Consider the following 21,789-nt stretch of genomic DNA (forward strand, 5'->3'; position numbering starts at 1 on the left):
ACTTATTATCTGAATTCCCGGCCTACCTCACCCCCTTGCTGAGCACCCTGCTGCTGGTCTGGCTCAACGGTGAGCAGCTCACCCCGCGCCACCTGCTGGCGGGGGCTCTCATCATGGGCGGAGCCCTGCTCGGTTTGCTGGTGAAAACACCCAAGACTCGGCCAGTGGCAGAGCCACTGTCATAAAAACGCCATCAGGCCTGCTTAAGCTCACGCCCATTGCGTGGTTCAAGCAGGACTCTGATGTGAAAATTGCTCATTATGCCTCCCTCTCCTCCCTCGTACTGCTGCTGGTGGCTGGCGTTCAGGCCGCCGCCCTGTTTCACGGCTGGCAGCAGTTCAATCGGGCCGAACAGGCCCAGCGCCAGCAGGAACGCCTGCAACAACAACTGAGCGGCCCGTTGCAGGGGGCGCTTCGCGACTACCTCGGCAGCGGCGATCCCCTGCGCCTGGCCGAAGCCCAGGGAGTGCGCCAGCAGGCGCTCTCGCTTCTGGCGCAGCAAGACGGGTCACAAACCAGTCCGCTGCGTGCCCTGCTCGAACAGATGGGGGCACGCATCGAGGGCGACTACCTGGCGGCAGGCAAGCTCTCCGGCAACAGCCAGTGGCTGCTGCAAAACGCCGAGAACGAGCTGAGCACCCAGGCCCGGGCGCTGCTGCGTTACGGCCAGCAGGGTGCTGACCTGGATCCGGCCAGCGCCGAGGCCTACCGCCAGGGGGCCGCCGACATACTGGCGACCCTGCCCGCCCTCGCCCACCAGCGCCAGAACTACATGGAGCAGGCGAGCGCCAAGCGCCTCGAAGGATTGCTGTTCGAACTCGCCGCCCTGCAAAAGCAGGCGGACGCGCTGACGGCCCTGCCGAGTCTGAACCTCTTCGAGGAGACCGCCGCCGATGAGTTCACTCTGGGGGAGCCGGTGCGCAAGGAGCTCGGGGAGCTGCCCAAAGCCGAGCTGACCTCCCTGCTAAAACGCTATCCCATGGAGCTCGAGAACAGCCGCAAGGCGCTGCAACAGCAGCAGGCCGCGCGCCAGATGGTGCAGCAGGACATCGCGCAGCTGCTGCAGGCCGGCGAGCAGTTGGGGGAGCAGCTAACCGCCGCCCGCCAGACCATGAACCGGGAGCTCGCCACCGTGCTCGGCTCCCTGGCGCTCTGTCTGGTGGTGGTCGCCCTGCTGTTTGCCCTGGTGCAGCGCCGCTGGCTGGTCAGGCCCCTGCTGCGACTGCGGGCGGCCTTCCTGCAGCTCGATGCCACGGGCCAGGCGCAGTTGCTGGCAACGGGGCGCGAGCGCAACGAGCTGGCCGACATAGTCGCGAGCTACAACCGCCTGATCCAGCGGCTGCAACAGGATCAACAGCAGAAGGCAGGGCAGCTCTCGAGCGTCTCTTCCAGCCTGCAGGGGATGGTGGAGCAGGTGCAGGAGATCCACCACAGCACCCGCACCACCGAGCAGGCGGTGGATGAGAGCGACACCATGATGCAGGAGCTCAATCAACTTGCCGGCGAGGTACACCAGGTCGCCGCCGAGATAGCGGAGCACGCCCAGCACAACGAGCACTCCATGAGCCAGAGTGAGCTGCTGGTGGGGGGCATGCTGGCGGCCACCGCCCAGACCGGGCTCGCCATCGACGAGAGCAGCGGCGCCCTGGCCCAGCTGACCCGCTCGGTTGAAGATGTGACCGCCATCGTCGACGTCATCGGCCACATCTCACAGCAGACCAACCTGCTGGCGCTCAACGCCGCCATAGAAGCGGCCCGTGCCGGTGAGCAGGGACGCGGCTTCGCGGTGGTCGCCGACGAGGTGCGCCACCTCTCCGCCGACACCCAGCGCTCCCTCGGCCAGATCACCGAGATCCTGGCGAGCCTCACCCAGGCAGGAGATCAGCTCGCCACCGTGCTGGCCCGCATCACCGCAGAGGCAGCCGCTCAGCGCCAGCAGGCCGAACAGTTGCGCCAGACCACCCAGACGGTGCGGGAGATGGCGCGCAGCACCGCCGTCATCGCCCTGCAGGGTGCCGACAACGCCAGGAGCCAGGAGCACAGACTCGCCAGCTTCGCCGCCCTCATCGGCCGCATCAGCCAGCACGCCCGCCAGGGCAGCCGCCTCTCGGTGCAGGTATCGGAGCACATCCACCACCAGGCCCAGCAGATCCCCCGGATCCTGAGTCAGGCCTGAGTCGCCCTCCCCCCTATCGGGCCGGGCCCCCTTGAGGCGCCCGGCCTGTTCCCTGATATGCCCGCACCCGGTTAACCCCCTCCGTCCCTCGCGCCCATGACCCCTCGGGGGAGCCTGCTCGACGCGCCGAGCAGGAGACACAACCCCGACAAGGGTGAATATCTTTTTTTGTGACACAAAATTATATGTTGCCACCAGGTTAACAAAGAAAGTTCTGCATCCGCACCCAGATCCCTTCCGGTTAACGGGAAAAACCACATGAAAACGTTCTCATTACCGACACGAGCGGGCTGGGAGTGCCCACACCAAGAATCATGATTATTTGCACTCGGTCATATTTTTGAAACTTGGCGGGAACTTCATGTTGATATTTCGCACCGCGAACGTACTCTTGGTGGTGTCAGATCGCCAAGGATCGAGACCTAAAAAATAATGACTGTAAAGATGCAGATTGCCCTTCATTGATGCGCCAAGGCATCCGGGCATATGGGCACAACACAGAATAATTTCTTTTGCCCTACGGGGTGTTGATTGCAATGCCAATACCGAGCGGCGGGCGCCTGCCCGACTGCCGGAAAAAAAGCTAAGTCCATAAAATCAGGAGCAATAACAAATGGAAAAAGTGATCTTCAAGCGCGCCTCTTTGAGTGCCGCCGTGGTTGCGGCGCTGCTCGCCCCCGGCATGGCATCCGCGGCTCAAGACATGATGAGCCCGGACTACGGCAAGTCCTATGAAGCCTTCATCGACGAAGGCAAGCTGACAGGCGGCCTGTTCTACTTCCAGCGCGAGCGTGATCGCGTCCAGGCCGGTCCGGGTCAGGACGGCAAATACCACTCCAACCTGAGCCATGCCACCACCCAGGCAGCCCTGAACTACAACTCCGGTTATGCCTGGGGCATGGTCGGACTGGATGTCGGCGGCTTTGGCGCCTATGACCTGGCCGTTGACGAGAGCAACGGGGTCAACGAAGAGAACGAGTTCTCCTTCTGGGGCGACCAGTGGGGTTCAGGTGGTGACGGTGTTCCCGAGAATGGCTTCAGCCTCTCCACCGCCGCCCTGAAATTCAAGTTCGGTGACGCTGTCACCGCCAAGGGTGGTTACACCCAGCTCTATGTACCCGGCATCCTCGGCGTCAACTGGTCCTATCAACCCGGTACCTACCGCGGTGGCCAGATCGAAGGCACCTTCGGTGGCCTCTACCTGACCTACGCCATCGCCGACGAGTACAAGGCGCCCTGGTTCAAGAACACCGCCGGCTTCTCCAAGAGCAGCCCCTATGCCAGCGATCCCTTCACCGATGCGAACAAGATCGACTACATCCACGGTCTGGCAGCCCGTTACACCTTCGAGAACGGCACCGCCATCACAGGTGGCTTCGGTCAGTCCGAAGGTTACATGGACAGCTACCACTTCAAGCTGGCTCACAAGTTTGACGTGCTGGGTGGCCTGAACACCAGCTACCAGTTCTACGGTTCCGACACCGAGAACGAAGACTATGACGGTCTGGCATGGCAACAGGCCCTGACCGCCAGCTGGGCAGCCGGTCCCTATGCCTTCCGCCTGGAAGGTCTCTACACCAAGGCTGAAGGGGATCTGGGCAACTACCTGCCCCGTCTGACCCGTGGCTACGGAAACTCCCAGGGTGCGAACGAGATCTGGTGGGATTCCCGCTCAGACTGGAACCACAACGAAGAGAAGGCCGTCTTCTTCGGTACCACACGTACCCTGGATGACCTGGTCGGTGCTCCGGGTTGGGCCGCCGGTGTCTCCGGTGCCTACGGTTGGGATGCCAACAATGGCGACGGCACCCTGGAGCCGGGCAAAGAGTGGGCCGTCAACTTCGACGTCATGTACACGGTGCAGGACGGCAAGCTGAAGGGCACACTGTTCAAACTGCACTACACCGATTACAACAACGAGCAGGACGACAAGGGCAGCTGGTACTACCCGAACATGTTCAGCTCCGAGCATGACGTCAAGTTCCACATCATCATGCCGTTCACCATCATGTAATCAGGCATCTGTTCTGATCGAAAACCGGGCCACGTGGCCCGGTTTTGTTTTTGGTGGCACTCGGGCTACCATGCCCACTTCGGCCCTGTGCTGGCCGCCAATCAGGATGATCTTCATGCCCCACCCCTTCGTGCTTATCACCGGCTGCTCCAGCGGCATCGGCCTCGCCGCCGCCAACGCGCTCGGCGCCCACGGCTTCACCGTGATCGCCTCCGCCCGCAAGGCCGAGGATGTCGCCCAGTTGCAGCAGCAGGGTCTGCTGGCGGTGCAGCTGGATCTGGCGGACACCGCCAGCATAGAGCGGGGGGCGGCAGAGGCGCTGGTCCTGGCCGGGGGGCGCTTGTTCGGGCTGTTCAACAACGGTGCCTACGGCCAGCCCGGCGCGCTGGAAGACTTGCCCACGGAGGCGCTCAAGGCGCAGTTCAACACCAACCTGTTTGGCTGGCACCATCTCATTCGTCAGGTGCTGCCGGCCATGCTGGCCGCAGGCGAGGGGCGGATAGTGCAGAACAGCTCGGTGCTTGGCCTGGTGGCCATGAAGTATCGCGGCGCCTACAACGCCAGCAAGTTCGCGCTGGAAGGATACACCGACACCCTGCGCCTCGAACTCGAGGGCAGTGGCGTGCACATCAGCCTGATCGAGCCCGGCCCCATCGACACCCGGTTTCGCGCCAATGCCCGCGACGCCTTCGTACGCCACATCGATCCGGCCCAGAGCCGCCATCAGGGCGCCTATCGCCAGACCCTGACCCGGCTGGAGAAAGAGGGCTCTACCAGCGGCTTCACGCTGCCAAGCGAGGCCTGCATACCGCCGCTGCTGCACGCGCTCCAGAGCAAACGCCCCAGGCATCGATACCCGGTCACCCTGCCCACCAGGTTGTTCAGCATATTGCGTCGCCTGTTGCCGAGCCGCTGGCTTGACCGGATCCTCGGCAAGTCGGCCTGATCCCCGGCGGGACTGATCCCCGCCCGAACACGTGCATCTGCTCAGTAGTGCTGGCCATTGCTGTCGTACCGGGACTTGACCGTCTGGACAGCATCGCTATCCGACGTGACATGCGTTCAATAGTGCTGGCCGTTGCTGTAGTAGGCGCTCTTGACGATGGGCAACACCTGCACCACCACGTAGATCTGCTCACCCAACACCGCCTTGAGGTGACGGGTGATGAGGGCGGCGGCGGCATCCTGCACCTCCTGCGGGCGCTCGAACCAGACCAGCTCCACGAAGGGAAAACCTGCGTCGTTCGCACCGTCCCTCACCTGGGTGCTGGCAACGCACTCCAGGGTGACGAACTCCGGCTTGCCGCCAGTCAGGGCACAGAGATCCGCCAGCAGGGACGTGCTTATCTGCTGCAGGGTGTCGACAGAAACTGCCCGAAAGCGAAGGTGGGGCATGGGAAACCTCTTGGCTGTGACAAATGAGGACTTATCATAGAGCACTCATCCCGCTCACATAAGGTGCCTCATGAGATTCCATCGCACGCTGCTTCCCTTACTGCTTTGGCTGCTGCTGCCGCTGAACGCCTTTGCCGATCCGGCCTTCTATCGCATCAGCAAGGGCAACGAGCAGCACTGGTTGCTGGGGTCCATCCATGCGGGCAAGCCCTCCCTCTATCCCCTGCCGGATCCCGTCGAGCGCGCCTGGCAGCAGAGTCGCGCCCTGGTGATGGAGGTCGACATGACCCACATCAGCCAGGAGCAGTGGCAGGAGATGGGGGCCATCACCCGGCTGGTGGATGGCAAGACCCTCAAGGATCACCTGCCCATGGATCTCTACCGGCGCACCCTGATCGCCGCCGGCCAGAACGGCCTGACCGAGGCCATGCTGGCACCACTGCGCCCCTGGTTTGCCGCCATCACCCTGACCCAGGCGGCGCTGGAGCGCACCGGCTATCGCGGTGAATTCGGGGTGGATCAGCACTTCGCCAAGCGGGCAAACGACGGCGGCAAACCCATAGTCGGGCTGGAAACCCTGCTGGAGCAGCTCGGCTATCTGGCGAGCGTCGGTGACAACCAGACCCTGATGCTGGAGAGCACCCTGGATGAGCTGCCTGAGCTCGAGAAGGGGTTCGCCGAGGTCATGGCGGCCTGGCAGAACGGGGATCAGGCCACCCTGATCAACCTGCTCAAAGAGGAGATGGCGCCGCCCAAGCTGCAAGCCTGGCTGGAGCAGACCCTGCTGGCGGAACGCAACCGCAACTGGGTCAAGAAGTGGCCCGGCCTGCCAAACGAGAGCTTTATCGTGGTAGGGGCCCTGCACCTTTACGGCGAGCAGGGCCTGCTCGCCCTGCTGGAGCAACAAGGCTGGCGCATCACGCCGCTCACCGAGCCCGCAGCGGCAAACTAAGGCCGCCAGACCGGCGCCCTGCCGCCGTGCGGGGCGCCGGGTGCGAGGCCGCTCACAGAATGGGTTGCCGATTAAATAACCACAAAGGGACTTGATCGAGATCATCTCATCCCACCCAAAGAGGTATCTATCATGCCTGTCATCGCGCAATGACAGGAGTGAACGAGATGGAATTCTGGATGAACCTGATGTTCGGCAACAGCGTGGGGCTGATGTCCATGCTGGTGATTATCGGCACCTTCCTGCTGATCAGCGCCTATGCGGTCTATTTCATCTACAAGGTGATGCACGCCGAGCCGCCGAAAGAGGGTCAATAACCCGACGGCGACACCAGGTGCGGGCCCCTGAGCCCGCCGCGCCCCCGCCATTCTAAGCACAGGCCAGGCCCGCTATAATGCCCCCCTCATTCTCATGCGGGGAGCCTGCCGTGTCTCATGACGACGAACTCTCACTGTTCCTGCAGGAAGTGGCCGACGTGCGGCCGCTGCGCAGCGACCACATAGCCCCCGGCGCGGGCAACAGCCTGCCGACCGAGGCGCAACTCGCGCGCCGGGAGGCCGCCACCGCCGAACAGCTCACCCTGGATCACCTCAGCATGGAGGCTGTCCCCATGCTGGATCCCCACGACATCGTCGGCTTCAAGCGCGACGGCGTGCAGGAGGGGGTCTACAAGAAGCTGCGGCTCGGCAAGTACGAGCTGCAAGGCTCCCTCGACCTGCACCACAAAACCATCAAGGAGGCGCGAACCGCCCTGGTGCAGTTCATCCAGGAGTGCGAGGTGCGCGACATCCGCTGCCTGCTGATCCTGCATGGCAAGGGGGAACGCAGCACGCCGCGCGCCCTGCTCAAGAGCCATGTCAGCGCCTGGCTGCCGCAACTGCCTGCGGTGATGGCCATGCACAGCGCCGAGCGTCGCCACGGCGGCAGCGGTGCGCTCTATGTGCTGCTGCGAAAGAGCGAGCGCAAGAAGGCCGAGAACCGCGAACGTCACCAGAAGCGCCTCGGCTGACCGCCTGAGGGTGGCCCCCGCCCGCGGCACAGTGCTAGCATCGGGCTGCCCCGATCATGCCAGGTACGGGGTGCATACCATCAGGGACGATAACAAGGACAATCCCATGTCATACCAGAAACTCGAACAACATCAGCAACAACTGCACCGCCTCTCCCACCTGTCCGCCATCTGCGGCTGGGATCAGGCCGCCATGATGCCGGAGGGGGGCAACGAGGCCCGCGCCGAGGCGATGGCGGAGCTCGGCGTGCTGATCCACCACAAGCGCACCGCCCCCGAGCTCGGCGACTGGATTGCCAGGGCCGAGAGCGAACCGCTGGACGAGATCCAGCGCGCGAACCTCCATGAGATAAAACGCCACTGGCAGGATGCGAGCCTGCTGCCAAGCGATCTGGTGGAGGCGCTCTCCTTGGCCGGCAGCAAGTGCGAGCACGCCTGGCGCCGCCAGCGCAAGGAGAACGACTGGGCGGGCTTTGCCCCTAACCTGGAGGAGGTGGTGCGCCTGTCGCGGGAGGTGGCGACCTTGCGCGCCGACGCGCTCGGGGTACGCCCCTATGACGCCATGCTGGCGCTGTACGAGCCCGGCATGACGAGTGCACGGCTGGATCAGATCTTCGGCGATCTGACGAGCTGGCTGCCCGGCCTCATCCAGACCGTGAGCGAGCGGCAGAAGAGCGACGCCATCCTCACCCCACAAGGCCCCTTCCCCATCGCGACGCAGCAGGCGCTCGGCCAGGAGGTGATGGGGCTGCTCGGCTTTGATTTCGCCCACGGCCGGCTCGATGTGAGCAGCCACCCGTTCTGCGGCGGCGTACCGACGGATGTGCGCATCACCACGCGCTACAACGAGCAGGAGTTCGTCTCCAGCCTGATGGGCATAGTCCACGAGACGGGCCACGCGCGCTACGAACAGGGGCTGCCGCGCCATCTGCTCGGCCAGCCGGTCGCCGAGGCGCGCTCCATGGGCATTCACGAGAGCCAGAGCCTGTTCTGCGAGATGCAGCTCGGCCATCACCCCGCGTTCCTCGCGCAGATAGCGCCGCGCATTCGCGCGCACTTCGGCGAGCAGGCCGCGCTCGCACCGGCGAACCTCGAGAAGCTGTACAACAGGGTCGAGCCCGGCTTCATCCGCGTCGATGCGGACGAGGTGACGTACCCGGCGCACGTGATCCTGCGCTACGAGCTGGAGCGCGATCTCATCGAGGGGCGCATCGAGGTCGCGGACATCCCGGCGCTGTGGGATGCGAAGATGCAGCAGTGGCTCGGGCTGTCCACGAAGGGCAACTACCAGAATGGCTGCATGCAGGACATTCACTGGACGGACGGCTCGTTTGGCTACTTCCCGAGTTATACGCTCGGCGCCATGTACGCGGCGCAGCTGCGCTTCGCGCTGGAACGTGAACTCGGCGACATGGGGCAGCTCATCGCGGCGGGCCGCCTGCCGGAGATCTTTGGCTGGCTCGGCCGCCACATCTGGTCCCAGGGCAGCCTGCACGGCACGGACGAGCTCATCCGTCGCGCAACCGGCGAGGCACTCAATCCGCAGTGGCTGCGCAAGCACCTCGAGCAGCGCTATTTGAAATAAGCGCCTTCCCAGGGCGCAGCCTCGCGCTGCGCCCTGTTATCCCCTCCCCGAGCGCCCGATTTTTTTGCTATCCCTGTCCGTTTTTGGCTAGTCACCCCTCTCGCCCCCGCTTAGTCTCTGGGACATGCCCACAGAAATCCGAGTCATGCCATGACCACAGTGCCATCACATGAATCCCCCAGGGACGAGATCATCCCCGGCCTCACGCGCGAGCAGTGCCATGCCGCCCGGCTAGCGCGAGACGCGCGTTTCGACGGCCGCTTCTTCACCGGCGTGCTGTCCACCGGCATCTATTGCCGCCCCATCTGCCCTGCGCGGGCGCCGCACGAGCACAACGTGCGCTATTTTCGCTTCGCGGCGGCGGCGGAGCAGCACGGGCTGCGCCCCTGCCTGCGCTGTCGCCCGGAGCTCGCACCGTCCCAGAGCGGGGATCTGCCGCCCCTGGTCGCTCAGGTGTTGGCGCGCATCGAACGCGGTGAGCTCGCGGAGCACAGCCTAGGCGCGCTCGCGGCGCAAGCCGGGATCACTGAGCGCACGCTGCGGCGTCAGTTCGAGCAACACCTCGGCGCCTCGCCAAAACAGGTGGAGCAGACACGCCGCCTGCTGCTCGCGAAGCGGCTGCTGACGGAGACGCGGCTGCCCATCACGGACGTCGCGTTCGCGTCGGGCTTTGCGAGCATTCGCCGCTTCAACGATGCCTGGCACCAGGCATACGGGCTGACGCCCGGTGCCCTGCGCAAACAGGAAGGCGGTGCGCCGGCGCAGACACCGCAAGCAAGCCTGCAGTTGCAACTGATGTATCGCCCGCCGTTCGATGCGCAGGCCATGCTCGCGTTCTACAGGCTGCGCGCCATTCCGGGGCTGGAGCGGGTGGATGAGCACGGTTATGAGCGACGCCACCGGGTCGATGAGCAGGAGGGGCTCGTCCGCATCGAGCCCCTTGAGGGAAACAGGCTCAGGTTGACGGTGCAGGATCTGCCGCCGAGTGCGCTGCCGGACATACTGTATCGCGTGCGCCGCATGTGGGATCTCGACGCGGACATGGTGCGCATCGGCAAGCAACTCGGGCAGGATCCGCTGCTGGCGCGGATACAGGGGCGCTGGCCCGGGGTGCGACTGCCGGGGGGCTGGGACGAGTACGAGGTGATGCTGCGCGCCATCGTCGGCCAGCAGGTGTCGGTCAAGGGCGCCATCACCATCATGGGGCGCCTGGTGGCGCGCACCCTGGCGCAGTTCGGCACGGCGCAGCTACCCACGCCGGCGCAGTTGTGCGAGCTCAATCTCGACGGCATCGGCATGCCGGGCAGCCGCATCCGCACGCTGCAGGGATTGGCCTCGGCGCTCGCGAGCGGCGCCCTCACCCTTGGCAGCGCGAGCGACGAGCAACTGCTCGTGCTGCCGGGCATAGGCCCTTGGACGGTCGCGTACTGGCGGCTGCGCTGCGGGCTGGACACGGACGCCTTCCCCGCCTCGGATCTCGTGCTGCAAAAGGCGCTGGGGGGCGGCACCAAGCTGCCGGTGAAGGAGGTGGAAGCGCGCAGCGCGCCCTGGCAACCATGGCGCGCCTATGCCGCGAGCTGGCTGTGGCACGCCATGAGCGAGCAGCCTGCACTGCTGACAGACCCGACCCGGGAAAACCCGGACAACGAACCCAAGGAGACAACCCCATGATCCGTTACGATATGTTGCCCACCCGCTGCGGCGATCTGCTGGTCGCCATCGATGAGCGCGGTCTGGTCCACGTGGACTTCGTGGCCGGGCTGCGGCCGCTGCCAGACATGAGCGACTGGCGGCAGGACGGCGAGGCGCTCACCCCCTTCCTCGCCGAGTTTCGAGACTACTTCGCGGGCCGGTTGCAGCGCTTCACGCTGCCGCTCGCGGCGCGGGGCACGGCGTTTCAGCAGGCGGTGTGGCAGGCACTGTGCGACATCCCCTATGGCGAGACGCGCAGCTACGGCGACATCGCCCGCGCCATCGGCAAGCCGAGCGCGAGCCGTGCGGTGGGCGCCGCGAACGGCCGCAACCCGCTCTCCATCATAGTGCCCTGCCATCGCGTGATTGGCCAAAGTGGCAGCCTCACCGGCTATGCGGGCGGCCTGCCCATCAAGCAGGCGCTGCTGCACCTCGAGGGGATTTCGCGCTGACCCACGCCTCTGAGTCTCCACAACCAGGGGCCGTCCGGCCCCTGGCCATGCATCCCATCCAGCCTGCACGGCCAGACAGCACTTCGTCTGGCGCCAACCAGACAAGAGATTGAAATAAACGGTTATACCGATGACTCCGAGAAGGTGAAAGCGGGACGCCGCCCCCGGGTTGAATACTTGCCGGTCACGGGCCTCAAAGCACGGCGCCGACGGGAGTTTGGGCGAATACTTCGAATACCGGGATGACGCTGCGCGTTGGCAGCTTGCTGACTATCGAGATCACGGCGTGTTTCCTGGCGATCCGATCGCAGCTATCGCCGCGATCCGTTTGAAACGAGGAGGAAACATGTCCACTCCAGTCACCGTCACTGAATTCCAGGTGAAGTCCCACGGCGCCCCAGACGAGGTGCGCACCCCCGACAAGACCCGGGTCGAGGTCGTCAAACTCGATGGCTACACCATAGGGCGGTTCAACTTCGCCCCCGGCTGGCGCTGGTCTGACTGCATCAAACCGGTCGTCAAGACGGAGCAATGCCAGCTCTCGCACCTGGGTTACGCCGTCTCGGGGTCGCTCACGGTCCGTCTCGCTGATGGCACCCTCAAGACCATCAACGCCGGGGAGTCCTACACCATTCCACCGGGGCACGATGCCTGGGTCGAGGGCGATCAGCCGTTCGTTGGCATCGAGGTGCTGAGCGCCGATCAGTTCGCCAAACCATAGTGTGTCGTCGGCAACCCGCCAGGGTTGCGACCGAACCCACCGGTGGGCGCTCGCCCACCGGTACAGACCTCCCAGCAGCCTCGTCTTGTCCACCCGTCATGGTTCCACAGCCATACCGTTTCCCCCTGACGACTGGAGGCGTGGGCAAGAATTCAAATGGTGGCTTGCCCACATGTGTGCCCGGCAGCCCTAGCGTCCCTTGCTCAGGGTCGCTTTCAGAGCCGGGTTGAAGACGCGCTTGAGGGAGGCGGGGTTGTTCACCAGTTTGGCCACCGGGCGGCGCGGGCGCCTGACCAGCTCGCCGCCACAGTTGGGGCAGGTCAGGTGCAGATACTGATCGTTGCACTCGGCGCAGAAGGTGCACTCGAAGGAGCAGATATAGGCGACCGCCGTGTCGGCGGGCAGATCCCGGTCACAGCATTCACAGTTCGGTCTGAGTTCAAGCATGGACTGGTTCCTGAAAGAGGAAGGGGGAGACGGGAAAGGGCGCGGCTCAGTCGACGATAAAGAGCCGGGCGCCCTGATCGGTGTAAGAGCGATGGGGCTCGGCGTTGTCCGCCACCTGATAGCTCATGCCCGGCGTCAGAGTGAAGACGCGGCCATCCTGCAGCTCGGTGTGCAGCTCCCCCTCGAGGCAGAGCAGAACATGGCCCTTGCTGCACCAGTGATCCGCCAGATAGCCGGGGGAGTACTCCACCATCCGCACCCGCAGATCCCCGAACTGCCGGGTGTGCCAGCGGGCGACGCCCCGTTCCCCCTTGTGTTCGGTTGGCGGGATGTCGGCCCAGTTCGTGGTGCAAAACGGCAGTGCATTGATGTTCATGACAGATCCTTTGTCAGCAGAGGAAGGCTTGGGGAAGACGGCTCACCACGGGACATCCGTAACAAGGCAGCGCCCCATACTGCCATCAAATCCGCTCCTGCCCTATGCCCACACGGGCAGCCATCACCCCTTTAGGCTGCCCATCACCTGCATCTCGCAGCGATGGCAGTCAAAGCGCAGGCGGAAGCTGTCCTTGCCCATCTTGAGCTCCAGCGGCTCGGCCTTGAGGCCGGGCACCTCCTTCGGGCAGAGGTGCTGGCTGTAGCGAATGCAATGTTTCGTTGTCATCAACACCACCTCCCCCAGCTCCTTGTTCGCCTCAAAAGCGGGGGCGATGCGCCCCACCCCGTGGTCGCGGAAGAACTGCTCCGCCGCGCTGTTCAGCACGTTGCCGAGGTAGGAGAGACGGTGTTGGGGGTAGGTGGCGCCTCGCAACGGGATGCGCCGCTCGGGTCGCCGGTAGGCGGCCAGACGGGCCGCTTCCAGGGCGGCGATGGCGTCCCGGCGCAGGCCGTTGAGCACTGATGCGGCAATAAACAGGGGAGAAGTGAATACCAACTCAATCTGGCGCGCCTCAAACAGGGTGTTGCCGAGTTTGCCAAGCTGATCCCTCGCCTGTTGCAGCGCCCGCGCCGGATTGTCGGCCGGCAGCTTGTCGCAGGGGAACGTGACGGTGGCACTGATGCCCTGCTCGTCGACCAGTGCGAGCCGTAATCCCTCGTCGCACTCGGAGAGGTGCATATCGACCCGGATGCGGCGATCCGCACTCGGCTTTTCCAGCAACTTGCTGAATGCCTGATCGTGGTTGCGGAAGATCTCGGCACCGACCTTGAGCCCGGGCATGCGCTCCGACAGCAGTAACTGCTTGCCTTCCACCTTGTTCAGGCGCATCCCCACCAGCTCGCCCCCCGGCTTGAAGAAGCCGAGGCCGTCGCCGTTGTTGAGGGTCACTTGCTTGCCGTCGATCTCGATGCAATCTCGGGTCACCCTGCTGACGCGCCCGAGCGGCTCACCCAGATATTTCGGGCTGCGCGGCGAGTCGATGTCCGGCTTTCGGCCATGGAGGAAGTAGTCGGTGCTGCCCCGGTTGAAGCTCTTCTTCGGATCCGGTGTGAAGCCGTAGCTGCAACGACCGGCGGAGGCGGCCACCAGATCGGGGCGGCGCTCCAGGATGGCGTCCAGCTTCTGGCGATACCAGGCGGTGACGTTCTTGACGTAGTCCACCCCCTTGAGGCGCCCCTCAATCTTGAAGGAGCGGATGCCCGCGGCGATCAGCGCCTCCAGGTTCGCGCTCTGATCCATGTCCTTGAGGGACAACAGGTGGCTGTTCTCCACCAGCACCTCACCCCCTGGCGTTTGCAGGGAGCAGGGCAGCCGGCAGAGCTGGGCACACTCACCACGGTTCGCGCTGCGCCCGGTGCGGGCGTGGCTGATGTTGCACTGACCGCTGTAGGAGACGCACAGGGCGCCGTGGATAAAGAATTCCAGCTGCACCTGGGTCTGGGCGCTGATGGCACGGATCTGCTCGAGGGAGAGTTCGCGTGCCAGCACCACCTGGGAGAAGCCCACGTCCTGCAGAAACTTCACCTTTTCCGGCGTGCGGTTGTCGGTCTGAGTGCTGGCGTGCAACGCGATGGGGGGCAGATCCAGGGCCAGCAGCCCCATGTCCTGCACGATAAGCGCATCGGCCCCGGCTTCGTAGATCTGGTGGGTCAGGCGCCGGGCCTGCTCCAGCTCGTGGTCATGCAGCAAGGTGTTGAAGGCGACGAACACCTGGGCGCCGAAGCGGTGGGCGTGGCGCGCCAGCGCTTCGATATCTTCGAGGGAGTTGCCCGCCGCGCTGCGGGCGCCAAAGGCGGGGCCGCCCATATAGACGGCATCGGCGCCATGGTTGATGGCTTCGATGCCATAGGCGAGGTTCCTGGCCGGGGCCAGCAGCTCGAGGCGGTTAGTCTGGGTGTGATCCTGCATGGGTCTGGTCTGAAGGCGGACGAGAAATGCCCGTCACTCTAGCGAGACCGGGCGCCCTTCGCCTTGATCCCGCTTAAGATCACCGCAGAATGCAGGATTGGATCAGGCCTCTATCCCACCTTTGGGACGCGGGCTCAAAGCACCACCTTGAGCGCCAATCCCAGCAACACCAGGCCGCTTATCTTGTCGATCACGAAGGACTTGGCCTTGAGCCAAGCGAGCCATGAACAGACCGCGGGAGAGCTCAGATCACCACCTTGAGCGCCAGACCCAGCAGCACCAGGCCGCTGATTTTATCGATCACGAAGGACTTGGCCTTGAGCCAGGCGAGCACGGGACCGCGGGAGAGCACCAGGGCAACCAGCACGTACCAGAGCGCGTCTATGCCCCCGGCGGTCAGCATCATGATGCTCCCCTCGCGCCAGCCGGTATCGGCGTGCACGAACTGGCTGAACAGGGCGATGAAGAAGATGGCGAGCTGGGGGTTCAAAAAGGCCACCATAAAACCTTCGAACGCCCCCTGACGGCCCCGCGCCCCGTGCACAGTCTCGTCGGCAGCGTCGCCACTGGCGGGCCTGGCCAGCAGCGCCTTGACTCCGAGCCAGGCGAGGAAGGCGGCGCCGCCGTAGCGGATCAGATCAAACAGCAGCGGGGTCTGGGTGATCAGCACCGAGAGACCCAGCGCCGTGATGAGGGCGTAGATCCCCACCCCCAGGCCGTGGCCGAGCGCCGTGGCCACTCCGTGGCCCTGCCCCCCCTGTACCGTGTTGCGGATGATCAGCGCCAGGCTGGGCCCCGGACTGATGGCCCCCATTGCGCAAATGGCGGCGAGCGCCAGCCAACTCGTCATTTCCATACCCTTTCCTTCTCTCTAGTCGAATGTCTCTACCTGGGATCAGGGTAGGAGGCGGCCAGCTATGCCAGAAGTGAAAGTTATGAATAGAGTCCATAGCCAATGGCTATAGGCTGGCATAACCGACTGCCCTAGCGGAGCGGGTCTGCCTTCAGCCCCAGCTGTTTGCGGCTCTCCCCCAGGGTGCGCTGCAGATGATCCCGCAGGAAGGGGTAGGCCAGCTCGCGAAACCAGCGGTGGGCCGGATCCAGGTGGTGGCGCTGGTGCCACAGCAGATGATACTGCTGAACCCGGGTGGCGAAGGGTAGATCGCAAAAGCTCAGGGCGTGCTCCCGGGAGAGCTGCCAGGCGATGTGGGCCGGGGTGGTCATCAGGCAGTCGGTGCGCAGCAGCACCTCCACCGCCGCCTGGAAGAAGGGCACCCGGGCAAACCAGCGGCGGGAGAGCCCCAGGGGCGCCAGCACCTGCTCCACCGGGCTGTCCTTGTCGCCGCCGCCGCTCACCTGCAGATGGGGCCAGGCGAGGTAGTCATCCAGGCTGGGCGCCGTGCCCGAGAGCGGGTGGTGACGCCCCATCAGCATCACCAGCCTGTCCTCCCCCTGGTGCAGGCCGCGGATCTGATCCGGCACCAGCTCGGTGATGGTGGAGACCAGATCCAGCTCGGACTGCCACAGCTGCGGCAGCTGGCGCTTGTCCCACAGGCTGTACTCCAGCGCCGCCCGGGGCGCCGCCCTGGCCAGCGCCGCGCAGATGTCGGGCAGGATATGCTGGGCCACGTAGTCGGAGGAGGCGAGCCGGAACACCCGCTCGCAGCGCTCGGGGGCAAAGTCCGGCGCCGCATAGAGCCGATCCAGGGCACCGAGCGAGTCGGCAAGCGCCGCCGCCAGACTCTCTGCCCGCGGGGTCAGCAGCCAGCGCTGCCCCTCCCGCACCAGCAGCTCGTCACCAAACTCGCTGCGCAGCTGGCCGAGCTGCTTGCTGATGGAGGGCTGACTCAGGTGCAGCAGCTCCGCCGCCCGGCTGATGTTGCGGGTCTCCAGCAACACCTTGAGGGTGGGCAACAGGTTGAGATTCGCTTTGTGCACTGACAACACCTCGGGAAGGGAGAACCTGGGTCGGGCTCTCATCTTAAGACAAGGAGGCGCGGGAATTTAAGCAAAATCACGACCTTGTTCCCCCTGCGCCCCCTTGCGCTCCCCTCCCCGCGGGATGACACTGGAAACCCTGTACGACATAATTGCGCAATGTCTTCCGCCCGCGGGCGATCCACAACAAGAAGCGATAACAAGATGAAATACGCCAATATCACCGGCTGGGGCAAATGTCTGCCTCCCGCAGTGCTGACCAACGATGCCCTCAGCACCATCATGGATACCTCGGATGAGTGGATCTATCCGCGTACTGGCATCAAGGCCCGCCGGGTCTCCCACGTCAGCACCCAGGCACTCGCCACCCTGGCCGCCCGCCGCGCCCTGGCCTGCGCCGGTCTGGACGCCGGTGAACTCGATGGCATCATACTCGCCACCGCCACCCCGGGCACGCTGGTCCCGAACTGCGCCTCCGCCGTGCAGCAGGCCCTGGGCGCCCACAAGGCGGCGGTGTTCGACCTCAATGCCGCCTGTACCGGCTTTGTCTACGCACTCTCGGTCGCCACCTCCCTGGTGCAGACCGGCATGATGCAGAAGGTGCTGGTGATAGGCGCAGAGCGCCTCACCCAGTTGCTGGACTGGGCCAAGCGCGACACTGCCGTGCTGTTTGGCGACGGTGCCGGCGCCGTGGTGATAGAGGCGAGCGAGCAGAAGAGCGGCCTGATTGCCAGCAAGCTCGGCTGTGACAGCGAGGCGCGGGAGATACTGCACGTGCCGAACTTCGGCACCGATCGGGTGCGTTTCGCCGACATCGACGGCCTGTTCACCTTCAACTTCGAGGGGCAGGAGATCTTCAAGCGCGCCGTGCGCGGCATGGGCGAGGCCACCGGCGTCGTACTGACCCAGGCCGGCATCACCCCCGAGCAGATCGACCTCATAGTGCCGCACCAAGCCAACGTGCGCATCATAGAGACCCTGGCCAAGCGCATGAACGCCCCCATGGAGAAGGTGATGGTCAACATAGAGCAGTACGGCAATACCTCCGCCGCCACAGTGCCCATCGCCCTGTGTGAGGCGCTGGAGCAGGGCCGGGTCAAGCCAGGCAGCTATCTGCTCACCGCCGCCTTCGGGGCCGGCCTGACCTGGGGTGCCGCCCTCATCAAATGGGGCCCTCGCGTCACCCCGCTCGGCCAATGTGACGAGGAGCTGCCCCCCTGCGAGCAGAGCGCCCTCGAACTCATCGCCCACGCGGTGCAGGGTTGCCAGCAGGCGCGCCCCTCAGACGCCTGAGCCTCGCCACGACCACCCTTTCCCGCATAAAAAAGAGGAGCCCATCGTGGCTCCTCTGTGCATCTCCTCCCTGCCGGCCCTCCCTGGACATCGGCATAAAAGTCATTGAAAAGCGTGAATTTTGAGCGAAAGATATCAAAAAATAACCAGTCGACACTTTTTTGTCGTCAGAATGCGGCCTGGGGGTTCACAAGCTTGCCGGATCTGGTAGTATGCGGCCTCGCACTTGGGGAGGGGTTCCCGAGCGGCCAAAGGGATCAGACTGTAAATCTGACGGCTCTGCCTTCGAAGGTTCGAATCCTTCTCCCTCCACCATTCAAGTGCGAACAATCAGGAAAATACCCCGTGGAGGGGTTCCCGAGCGGCCAAAGGGATCAGACTGTAAATCTGACGGCTCTGCCTTCGAAGGTTCGAATCCTTCTCCCTCCACCATCTTCCTGTATTGCATGCAAGGCCTGTAAAAAGTAGTACCCCTGTGGAGGGGTTCCCGAGCGGCCAAAGGGATCAGACTGTAAATCTGACGGCTCTGCCTTCGAAGGTTCGAATCCTTCTCCCTCCACCATCCTTCAGAAAACCCGGCCTCGCGCCGGGTTTTCGCTTTTCTGGAAAGATTCCATTTGGCACTGTCAGATCTGACAATTGCCCTGCTCCGCATTTTTCGAAACAGTGGACTCCTCACCGTCAGGAGCCACCTCGCATGTTTGCAATCTGGGATGAAACCGGCCAGGAGCAGGGCTTGAGCCTGCCCCAGCTGCAGCAACGGCTGCACCATTATCAAGGGGACGTCATGGTGCGTTATCTCAATCGCCTCGGCCTGTCGACAACCCTGTTTCTGACCATCCATCAGGGCCAGGCCTACCAGCGCTTCAAGGCCGGCACACCGCCACTGGACTGGGAGTGGCTGGCCCAGGCCATGCATGGTACGCCCCTCCTTGATGCCGGAGGCCACCAGCCGGAACACGCACTTCGCTGACACCTCACCCGACCTCCCTTGGGCCCATTTCATCACGCGCCCCTGCTTCCTGACGGATCTCCCTCGCGGCTCTCCAGCCAGCCCCTGCCCACGCAAGCAGCAGGTTGATTATCAGACAATTCCTACAGCGGCTGGATGACTGCGCCTTGTATGATGCGCAGCCATATTCGTCCATCAGGTGAGTGCCATGTTTGCGTTCAAAGAAGAGTATCCGATGAGTGCCATGGCAATGATGGCCATGGCAGATGTTGCCGTTCCCTTTTACCAGCCGATCATCGGTCGGAACCGTCAGGTCAAGGGGTACGAGGCGCTGGCCAGGCGCTGGGATCCGGTGGCGCAATGTTATCAGGGCATCGATTTTGCCTCGCTCAGCCAGGACGAGTCCCTGCATCTGGATATCGTCATGCTGAGGGCCATACTGCGCGACCTGCCCGTGCTCGCGCAAAAAGGTCCCTATACGCTCTCCATCAACCTCAACCCGGCGCCTTCCAGTCCGACCTATCAGAATCTGTTGCTGCTGGTGTTGATACAGGCCCGCAAGGTGGGGATCGACATCTGGTTCGAGGTGCTGGAGCACACCCGGCTGGAGAGCCAGTACAGGGCGCTGATAGAGGTGCTGCGCGCCCGTGGCGCCCACATCGCCTGCGACGACTTCGGCTCCCTGGAGTGCAACTTTCAGCGGCTGATGGCACTGCCCTACGAGGTAGTCAAACTGGATCGCTCCCTGCTGCTGCAGGCGGCGTGCACCTCACACGCCTTGAAGATGCTGGTGGGGCTGGTGAAATACCTGCAGCGACTCGGCATGGCCGTGGTGTGCGAAGGGGTGGAGACCCAGACCCATATCGAGATAGCGAACCGCCTCGGCTGCGACTACCAACAGGGCTACGCCTACGCCATGCCCTCCCCCCTCTCCCGCTGGTTCTGAACACCCGGAGCCAGAGGCCAACGCCTCCTGTCCCTTCCTTCTTTCTCGCTGGTCCTGAACACCCGGAGCCAGAGCGCCAACGCCTCCTGTCCCTTCCTTCTTTCTCGCTGGTCCTGAACGCCCGGAGCCAGAACGCCAACGCCTCCTGTCCCTTCCTTCTTTCTCGCTGGTCCTGAACGCCCGGAGCCAGAGCGCCAACGCCTCCTGTCCCTTCCTTCTTTCTCGCTGGTCCTGAACGCCCGGAGCCAGAGCGCCAACGCCTCCTTTCCCTTCCTTCTTTCTCGCTGGTCCTGAACGCCCGGGGCCCTGGCTGCCGGCTCATCCCGCCCCCTTCCTCTGCTCGCGCTGTGAATGGCCTCACAGTTTGGCTCATTCAGAACCCGTTTCGGCCCCACCTCTCTATAATGGGCCCGCCTGGGTTTCTTTGACTCTCAGGCATAACCTATTGATGCTACGGAATATTACAATGAAAAATAGCCACAAGACCCTGCTCGCCGCTGCCATTTCCCTCGGACTGATGGCAGGCTGTAACAGCCAAAATGACTCCGAGACCCCGACCCCCATGGTTCGCTTCGCTACCTTCAACCTCTCCTTCGATCGCACCGCCGCTGGCATGCTCGCCGGTGAACTGGCCCTGAGCCGCACCGAGCAGGATGCCTTGCTGGCCCGCCTCGCCGACGGCACCTTGAGCGGCGCCGAGAAGACCAAGGCCCTCGACGTGCAGCAGATCCGCAACATCGCCGAGATAGTGCAGCGCACCCGGCCAGACGTGTTCCTGCTCAACGAATTCGACAATGACGGCAAGGGCAGCGACACCACGGACCTCAAAGCCTTCAACGACAACTACCTGGCCCATGCCCAGCACGACGAGGTGAAGGCCATCAGCTACCCGGTGCTGCAGAACTTCGCCACCAACACCGGCCTGATGAGCGGCCATGACCTCAACCTGGACGGCAAGGTCAACAACGGGCCGGACGACGCCTGGGGCTTTGGCAACTACCACGGCCAGTACGCCTTCGCCGTGATGTCCCAGTACCCCATCGATACCAAGCAGATCCGCACCTTCCAGAAATTCAAGTGGAAGGACATGCCGGGCGAAGTGAACCCCGTCATCGACGACTGCAACAATGCCAAGGCGCCGATCCCGGCCGGCCGCCAGTGCGGCGATGCCTGGTATGACGACGCAGCCTGGCAGTCCTTCCCGCTCTCGTCCAAGAACCACGCCGACGTGCCGGTGCGCATCAAGCGCGGCAACAAGGAGGAGGTGATCCACTTCCTCATCTCCCACCCGACTCCGCCCATCTTCGGCAACGCGGCGCGCCACAACGTCAAGCACAACCGGGCCGAAGTCGCCTTCTGGCAGGATTACGTGGAGACCGCCAGCTACATGGTGGATGACGCCGGCAAGGCGGGTGGCTTGGCCGAGGGTGCCAAATTCGTCATCGCCGGCGATCTCAACGCCGATCCCCAGATTGGCGATGGGGATCTCACCGCCATTCAGGATCTGCACAACCATGTGCTGGTCAATCAGGCCGTCACCAACGGCGCCCTGATCCCGGTCAGCCAGGGCGGCCCCGAGTGCCTCGCCAGCCAGCCGGATCAGTGCAAGCGCAACAACAACCGCCCCACCCCGGAGCGCATCACCAGCAGCAGCGGCCTGCAGCTCGACCACGTGCTGCCCTCCGCCAACCTGAACGCGGTCGCCTCCGGCGTGTTCTGGCCGGCCAGCTTCGAGCCTGGCTACCACCTGGTGTATGACGAACAGCGAGGCATCGCCAAGGGTGTCAGCTCGGATCACCGCCTGGTGTGGGTCGACTTCAAGCTGTGACAGTGACGCAGAGCAGATAAGCAACGGGGCCCGCAGGCCCCG

General features: G+C 64.1%; 20 protein-coding genes, 3 tRNA genes and 1 pseudogene. 18 read left to right on the plus strand and 6 right to left on the minus strand.

What is annotated here, in order from left to right; translation table 11 throughout:
- The 4 genes and pseudogenes from BN1127_RS08395 to BN1127_RS08410 all read left to right on the plus strand — a co-directional run.
- Nucleotides 1-185: pseudogene (locus BN1127_RS08395) on the plus strand (EamA/RhaT family transporter); the annotation flags it as partial.
- Nucleotides 186-244: 59 nt separating this feature from the next.
- Nucleotides 245-2,176: a methyl-accepting chemotaxis protein gene (locus tag BN1127_RS08400; RefSeq protein ID WP_042649124.1), complete on the plus strand. Its 1,932-nt coding sequence runs from the start codon at nt 245-247 to the stop codon at nt 2,174-2,176.
- 613 nt (nt 2,177-2,789) lie between these two features.
- A complete protein-coding gene (locus BN1127_RS08405) occupies nt 2,790-4,190 on the plus strand; it encodes an OprD family outer membrane porin (protein ID WP_042649125.1) in 1,401 nt (466 codons plus the stop codon).
- 115 nt (nt 4,191-4,305) lie between these two features.
- Nucleotides 4,306-5,136 (plus strand): SDR family oxidoreductase, encoded by an 831-nt coding sequence (locus BN1127_RS08410; RefSeq protein ID WP_042649126.1) that lies wholly within the window; start codon nt 4,306-4,308, stop codon nt 5,134-5,136.
- Nucleotides 5,137-5,252: 116 nt separating this feature from the next.
- Here BN1127_RS08410 and BN1127_RS08415 read toward each other — a convergent pair whose 3' ends face one another.
- Nucleotides 5,253-5,585, minus strand: coding sequence for a DUF1904 family protein (locus BN1127_RS08415; protein ID WP_042649127.1), 333 nt, complete (start codon nt 5,583-5,585; stop codon nt 5,253-5,255).
- 70 nt (nt 5,586-5,655) lie between these two features.
- Between BN1127_RS08415 and BN1127_RS08420 the strand changes: the two genes are divergently transcribed.
- The 7 genes from BN1127_RS08420 to BN1127_RS08445 all read left to right on the plus strand — a co-directional run bounded on the left by BN1127_RS08420 (nt 5,656) and on the right by BN1127_RS08445 (nt 11,996).
- A complete protein-coding gene (locus BN1127_RS08420) occupies nt 5,656-6,537 on the plus strand; it encodes a TraB/GumN family protein (RefSeq protein ID WP_042649128.1) in 882 nt (293 codons plus the stop codon).
- 167 nt (nt 6,538-6,704) lie between these two features.
- Nucleotides 6,705-6,854 carry a DUF3149 domain-containing protein gene (locus BN1127_RS21300; protein ID WP_081805766.1) on the plus strand — a complete coding sequence of 50 codons (150 nt, stop codon included), beginning with the start codon at nt 6,705-6,707 and terminating at the stop codon, nt 6,852-6,854.
- A 110-nt stretch (nt 6,855-6,964) separates the two neighbouring features.
- Nucleotides 6,965-7,546, plus strand: coding sequence for a DNA endonuclease SmrA (smrA, locus tag BN1127_RS08425; RefSeq protein ID WP_042649129.1), 582 nt, complete (start codon nt 6,965-6,967; stop codon nt 7,544-7,546).
- Nucleotides 7,547-7,652: 106 nt separating this feature from the next.
- Entirely contained in the window at nt 7,653-9,131 is a 1,479-nt protein-coding gene (locus tag BN1127_RS08430; protein WP_042649130.1) for a carboxypeptidase M32, read from the plus strand.
- A gap of 150 nt (nt 9,132-9,281) precedes the next feature.
- A complete protein-coding gene (locus BN1127_RS08435) occupies nt 9,282-10,802 on the plus strand; it encodes an AlkA N-terminal domain-containing protein (RefSeq protein ID WP_042649131.1) in 1,521 nt (506 codons plus the stop codon).
- Nucleotides 10,799-11,275 carry a methylated-DNA--[protein]-cysteine S-methyltransferase gene (locus tag BN1127_RS08440; RefSeq protein ID WP_042649132.1) on the plus strand — a complete coding sequence of 159 codons (477 nt, stop codon included), beginning with the start codon at nt 10,799-10,801 and terminating at the stop codon, nt 11,273-11,275. Before BN1127_RS08435 ends, BN1127_RS08440 begins: the two co-directional genes overlap by 4 nt.
- A 346-nt stretch (nt 11,276-11,621) precedes the next feature.
- Complete coding sequence (locus tag BN1127_RS08445) at nt 11,622-11,996, plus strand: cupin domain-containing protein (protein WP_041206310.1); 375 nt, start codon at nt 11,622-11,624, stop codon at nt 11,994-11,996.
- 189 nt (nt 11,997-12,185) lie between these two features.
- Here BN1127_RS08445 and BN1127_RS08450 read toward each other — a convergent pair whose 3' ends face one another.
- From BN1127_RS08450 to BN1127_RS08470, 5 genes are all read right to left on the minus strand, one after another.
- Complete coding sequence (locus BN1127_RS08450) at nt 12,186-12,443, minus strand: DUF1272 domain-containing protein (protein ID WP_042649133.1); 258 nt, start codon at nt 12,441-12,443, stop codon at nt 12,186-12,188.
- A gap of 46 nt (nt 12,444-12,489) precedes the next feature.
- On the minus strand, nt 12,490-12,819 hold the full coding sequence (locus BN1127_RS08455) for a DHCW motif cupin fold protein (RefSeq protein WP_042649134.1): 330 nt from the start codon (nt 12,817-12,819) through the stop codon (nt 12,490-12,492).
- 123 nt (nt 12,820-12,942) lie between these two features.
- A complete protein-coding gene (locus BN1127_RS08460) occupies nt 12,943-14,790 on the minus strand; it encodes a peptidase U32 family protein (protein WP_042649135.1) in 1,848 nt (615 codons plus the stop codon).
- A 244-nt stretch (nt 14,791-15,034) separates the two neighbouring features.
- Nucleotides 15,035-15,646 (minus strand): LysE family translocator, encoded by a 612-nt coding sequence (locus tag BN1127_RS08465; RefSeq protein ID WP_042649136.1) that lies wholly within the window; start codon nt 15,644-15,646, stop codon nt 15,035-15,037.
- A gap of 128 nt (nt 15,647-15,774) precedes the next feature.
- The gene (locus BN1127_RS08470) at nt 15,775-16,728 is read right to left on the minus strand and encodes a LysR family transcriptional regulator (protein ID WP_042649137.1); all 954 of its coding nucleotides are present in this window, start codon (nt 16,726-16,728) and stop codon (nt 15,775-15,777) included.
- Between the two features lie 204 nt (nt 16,729-16,932).
- Between BN1127_RS08470 and BN1127_RS08475 the strand changes: the two genes are divergently transcribed.
- The 7 genes from BN1127_RS08475 (at nt 16,933) to BN1127_RS08505 (ending at nt 21,747) form a co-directional block, all read left to right on the plus strand.
- Entirely contained in the window at nt 16,933-18,021 is a 1,089-nt protein-coding gene (locus tag BN1127_RS08475; protein WP_042649138.1) for a ketoacyl-ACP synthase III, read from the plus strand.
- Between the two features lie 230 nt (nt 18,022-18,251).
- Nucleotides 18,252-18,336 (plus strand) — tRNA-Tyr (locus BN1127_RS08480).
- A 32-nt stretch (nt 18,337-18,368) separates the two neighbouring features.
- A tRNA-Tyr gene (locus tag BN1127_RS08485) sits at nt 18,369-18,453 on the plus strand.
- A 45-nt stretch (nt 18,454-18,498) separates the two neighbouring features.
- Nucleotides 18,499-18,583 (plus strand) — tRNA-Tyr (locus BN1127_RS08490).
- A 135-nt stretch (nt 18,584-18,718) separates the two neighbouring features.
- Entirely contained in the window at nt 18,719-18,994 is a 276-nt protein-coding gene (locus tag BN1127_RS08495) for a hypothetical protein (protein ID WP_042649139.1), read from the plus strand.
- Between the two features lie 187 nt (nt 18,995-19,181).
- Entirely contained in the window at nt 19,182-19,919 is a 738-nt protein-coding gene (locus tag BN1127_RS08500) for an EAL domain-containing protein (RefSeq protein ID WP_042649140.1), read from the plus strand.
- 466 nt (nt 19,920-20,385) lie between these two features.
- Nucleotides 20,386-21,747: an endonuclease/exonuclease/phosphatase family protein gene (locus tag BN1127_RS08505; RefSeq protein WP_042649141.1), complete on the plus strand. Its 1,362-nt coding sequence runs from the start codon at nt 20,386-20,388 to the stop codon at nt 21,745-21,747.
- Nucleotides 21,748-21,789: the final 42 nt, after the last annotated feature.

The sequence above is a fragment of the Aeromonas media genome (assembly GCF_000819985.1).
Taxonomy (GTDB): Bacteria; Pseudomonadota; Gammaproteobacteria; order Enterobacterales; family Aeromonadaceae; genus Aeromonas; species Aeromonas media.

Coding starts and splice junctions, on each gene's coding strand:
- BN1127_RS08405 (WP_042649125.1), top strand. CDS start 2,790: ATGGAAAAAGTGATCTTCAAGCGCGCCTCTTTGAGTGCCGCCGTGGTT.
- BN1127_RS08410 (WP_042649126.1), top strand. CDS start 4,306: ATGCCCCACCCCTTCGTGCTTATCACCGGCTGCTCCAGCGGCATCGGC.
- BN1127_RS08415 (WP_042649127.1), bottom strand. CDS start 5,585: ATGCCCCACCTTCGCTTTCGGGCAGTTTCTGTCGACACCCTGCAGCAG.
- BN1127_RS08420 (WP_042649128.1), top strand. CDS start 5,656: ATGAGATTCCATCGCACGCTGCTTCCCTTACTGCTTTGGCTGCTGCTG.
- BN1127_RS21300 (WP_081805766.1), top strand. CDS start 6,705: ATGGAATTCTGGATGAACCTGATGTTCGGCAACAGCGTGGGGCTGATG.
- BN1127_RS08430 (WP_042649130.1), top strand. CDS start 7,653: ATGTCATACCAGAAACTCGAACAACATCAGCAACAACTGCACCGCCTC.
- BN1127_RS08435 (WP_042649131.1), top strand. CDS start 9,282: ATGACCACAGTGCCATCACATGAATCCCCCAGGGACGAGATCATCCCC.
- BN1127_RS08440 (WP_042649132.1), top strand. CDS start 10,799: ATGATCCGTTACGATATGTTGCCCACCCGCTGCGGCGATCTGCTGGTC.
- BN1127_RS08445 (WP_041206310.1), top strand. CDS start 11,622: ATGTCCACTCCAGTCACCGTCACTGAATTCCAGGTGAAGTCCCACGGC.
- BN1127_RS08450 (WP_042649133.1), bottom strand. CDS start 12,443: ATGCTTGAACTCAGACCGAACTGTGAATGCTGTGACCGGGATCTGCCC.
- BN1127_RS08455 (WP_042649134.1), bottom strand. CDS start 12,819: ATGAACATCAATGCACTGCCGTTTTGCACCACGAACTGGGCCGACATC.
- BN1127_RS08460 (WP_042649135.1), bottom strand. CDS start 14,790: ATGCAGGATCACACCCAGACTAACCGCCTCGAGCTGCTGGCCCCGGCC.
- BN1127_RS08465 (WP_042649136.1), bottom strand. CDS start 15,646: ATGGAAATGACGAGTTGGCTGGCGCTCGCCGCCATTTGCGCAATGGGG.
- BN1127_RS08475 (WP_042649138.1), top strand. CDS start 16,933: ATGAAATACGCCAATATCACCGGCTGGGGCAAATGTCTGCCTCCCGCA.
- BN1127_RS08495 (WP_042649139.1), top strand. CDS start 18,719: ATGTTTGCAATCTGGGATGAAACCGGCCAGGAGCAGGGCTTGAGCCTG.
- BN1127_RS08500 (WP_042649140.1), top strand. CDS start 19,182: ATGTTTGCGTTCAAAGAAGAGTATCCGATGAGTGCCATGGCAATGATG.
- BN1127_RS08505 (WP_042649141.1), top strand. CDS start 20,386: ATGAAAAATAGCCACAAGACCCTGCTCGCCGCTGCCATTTCCCTCGGA.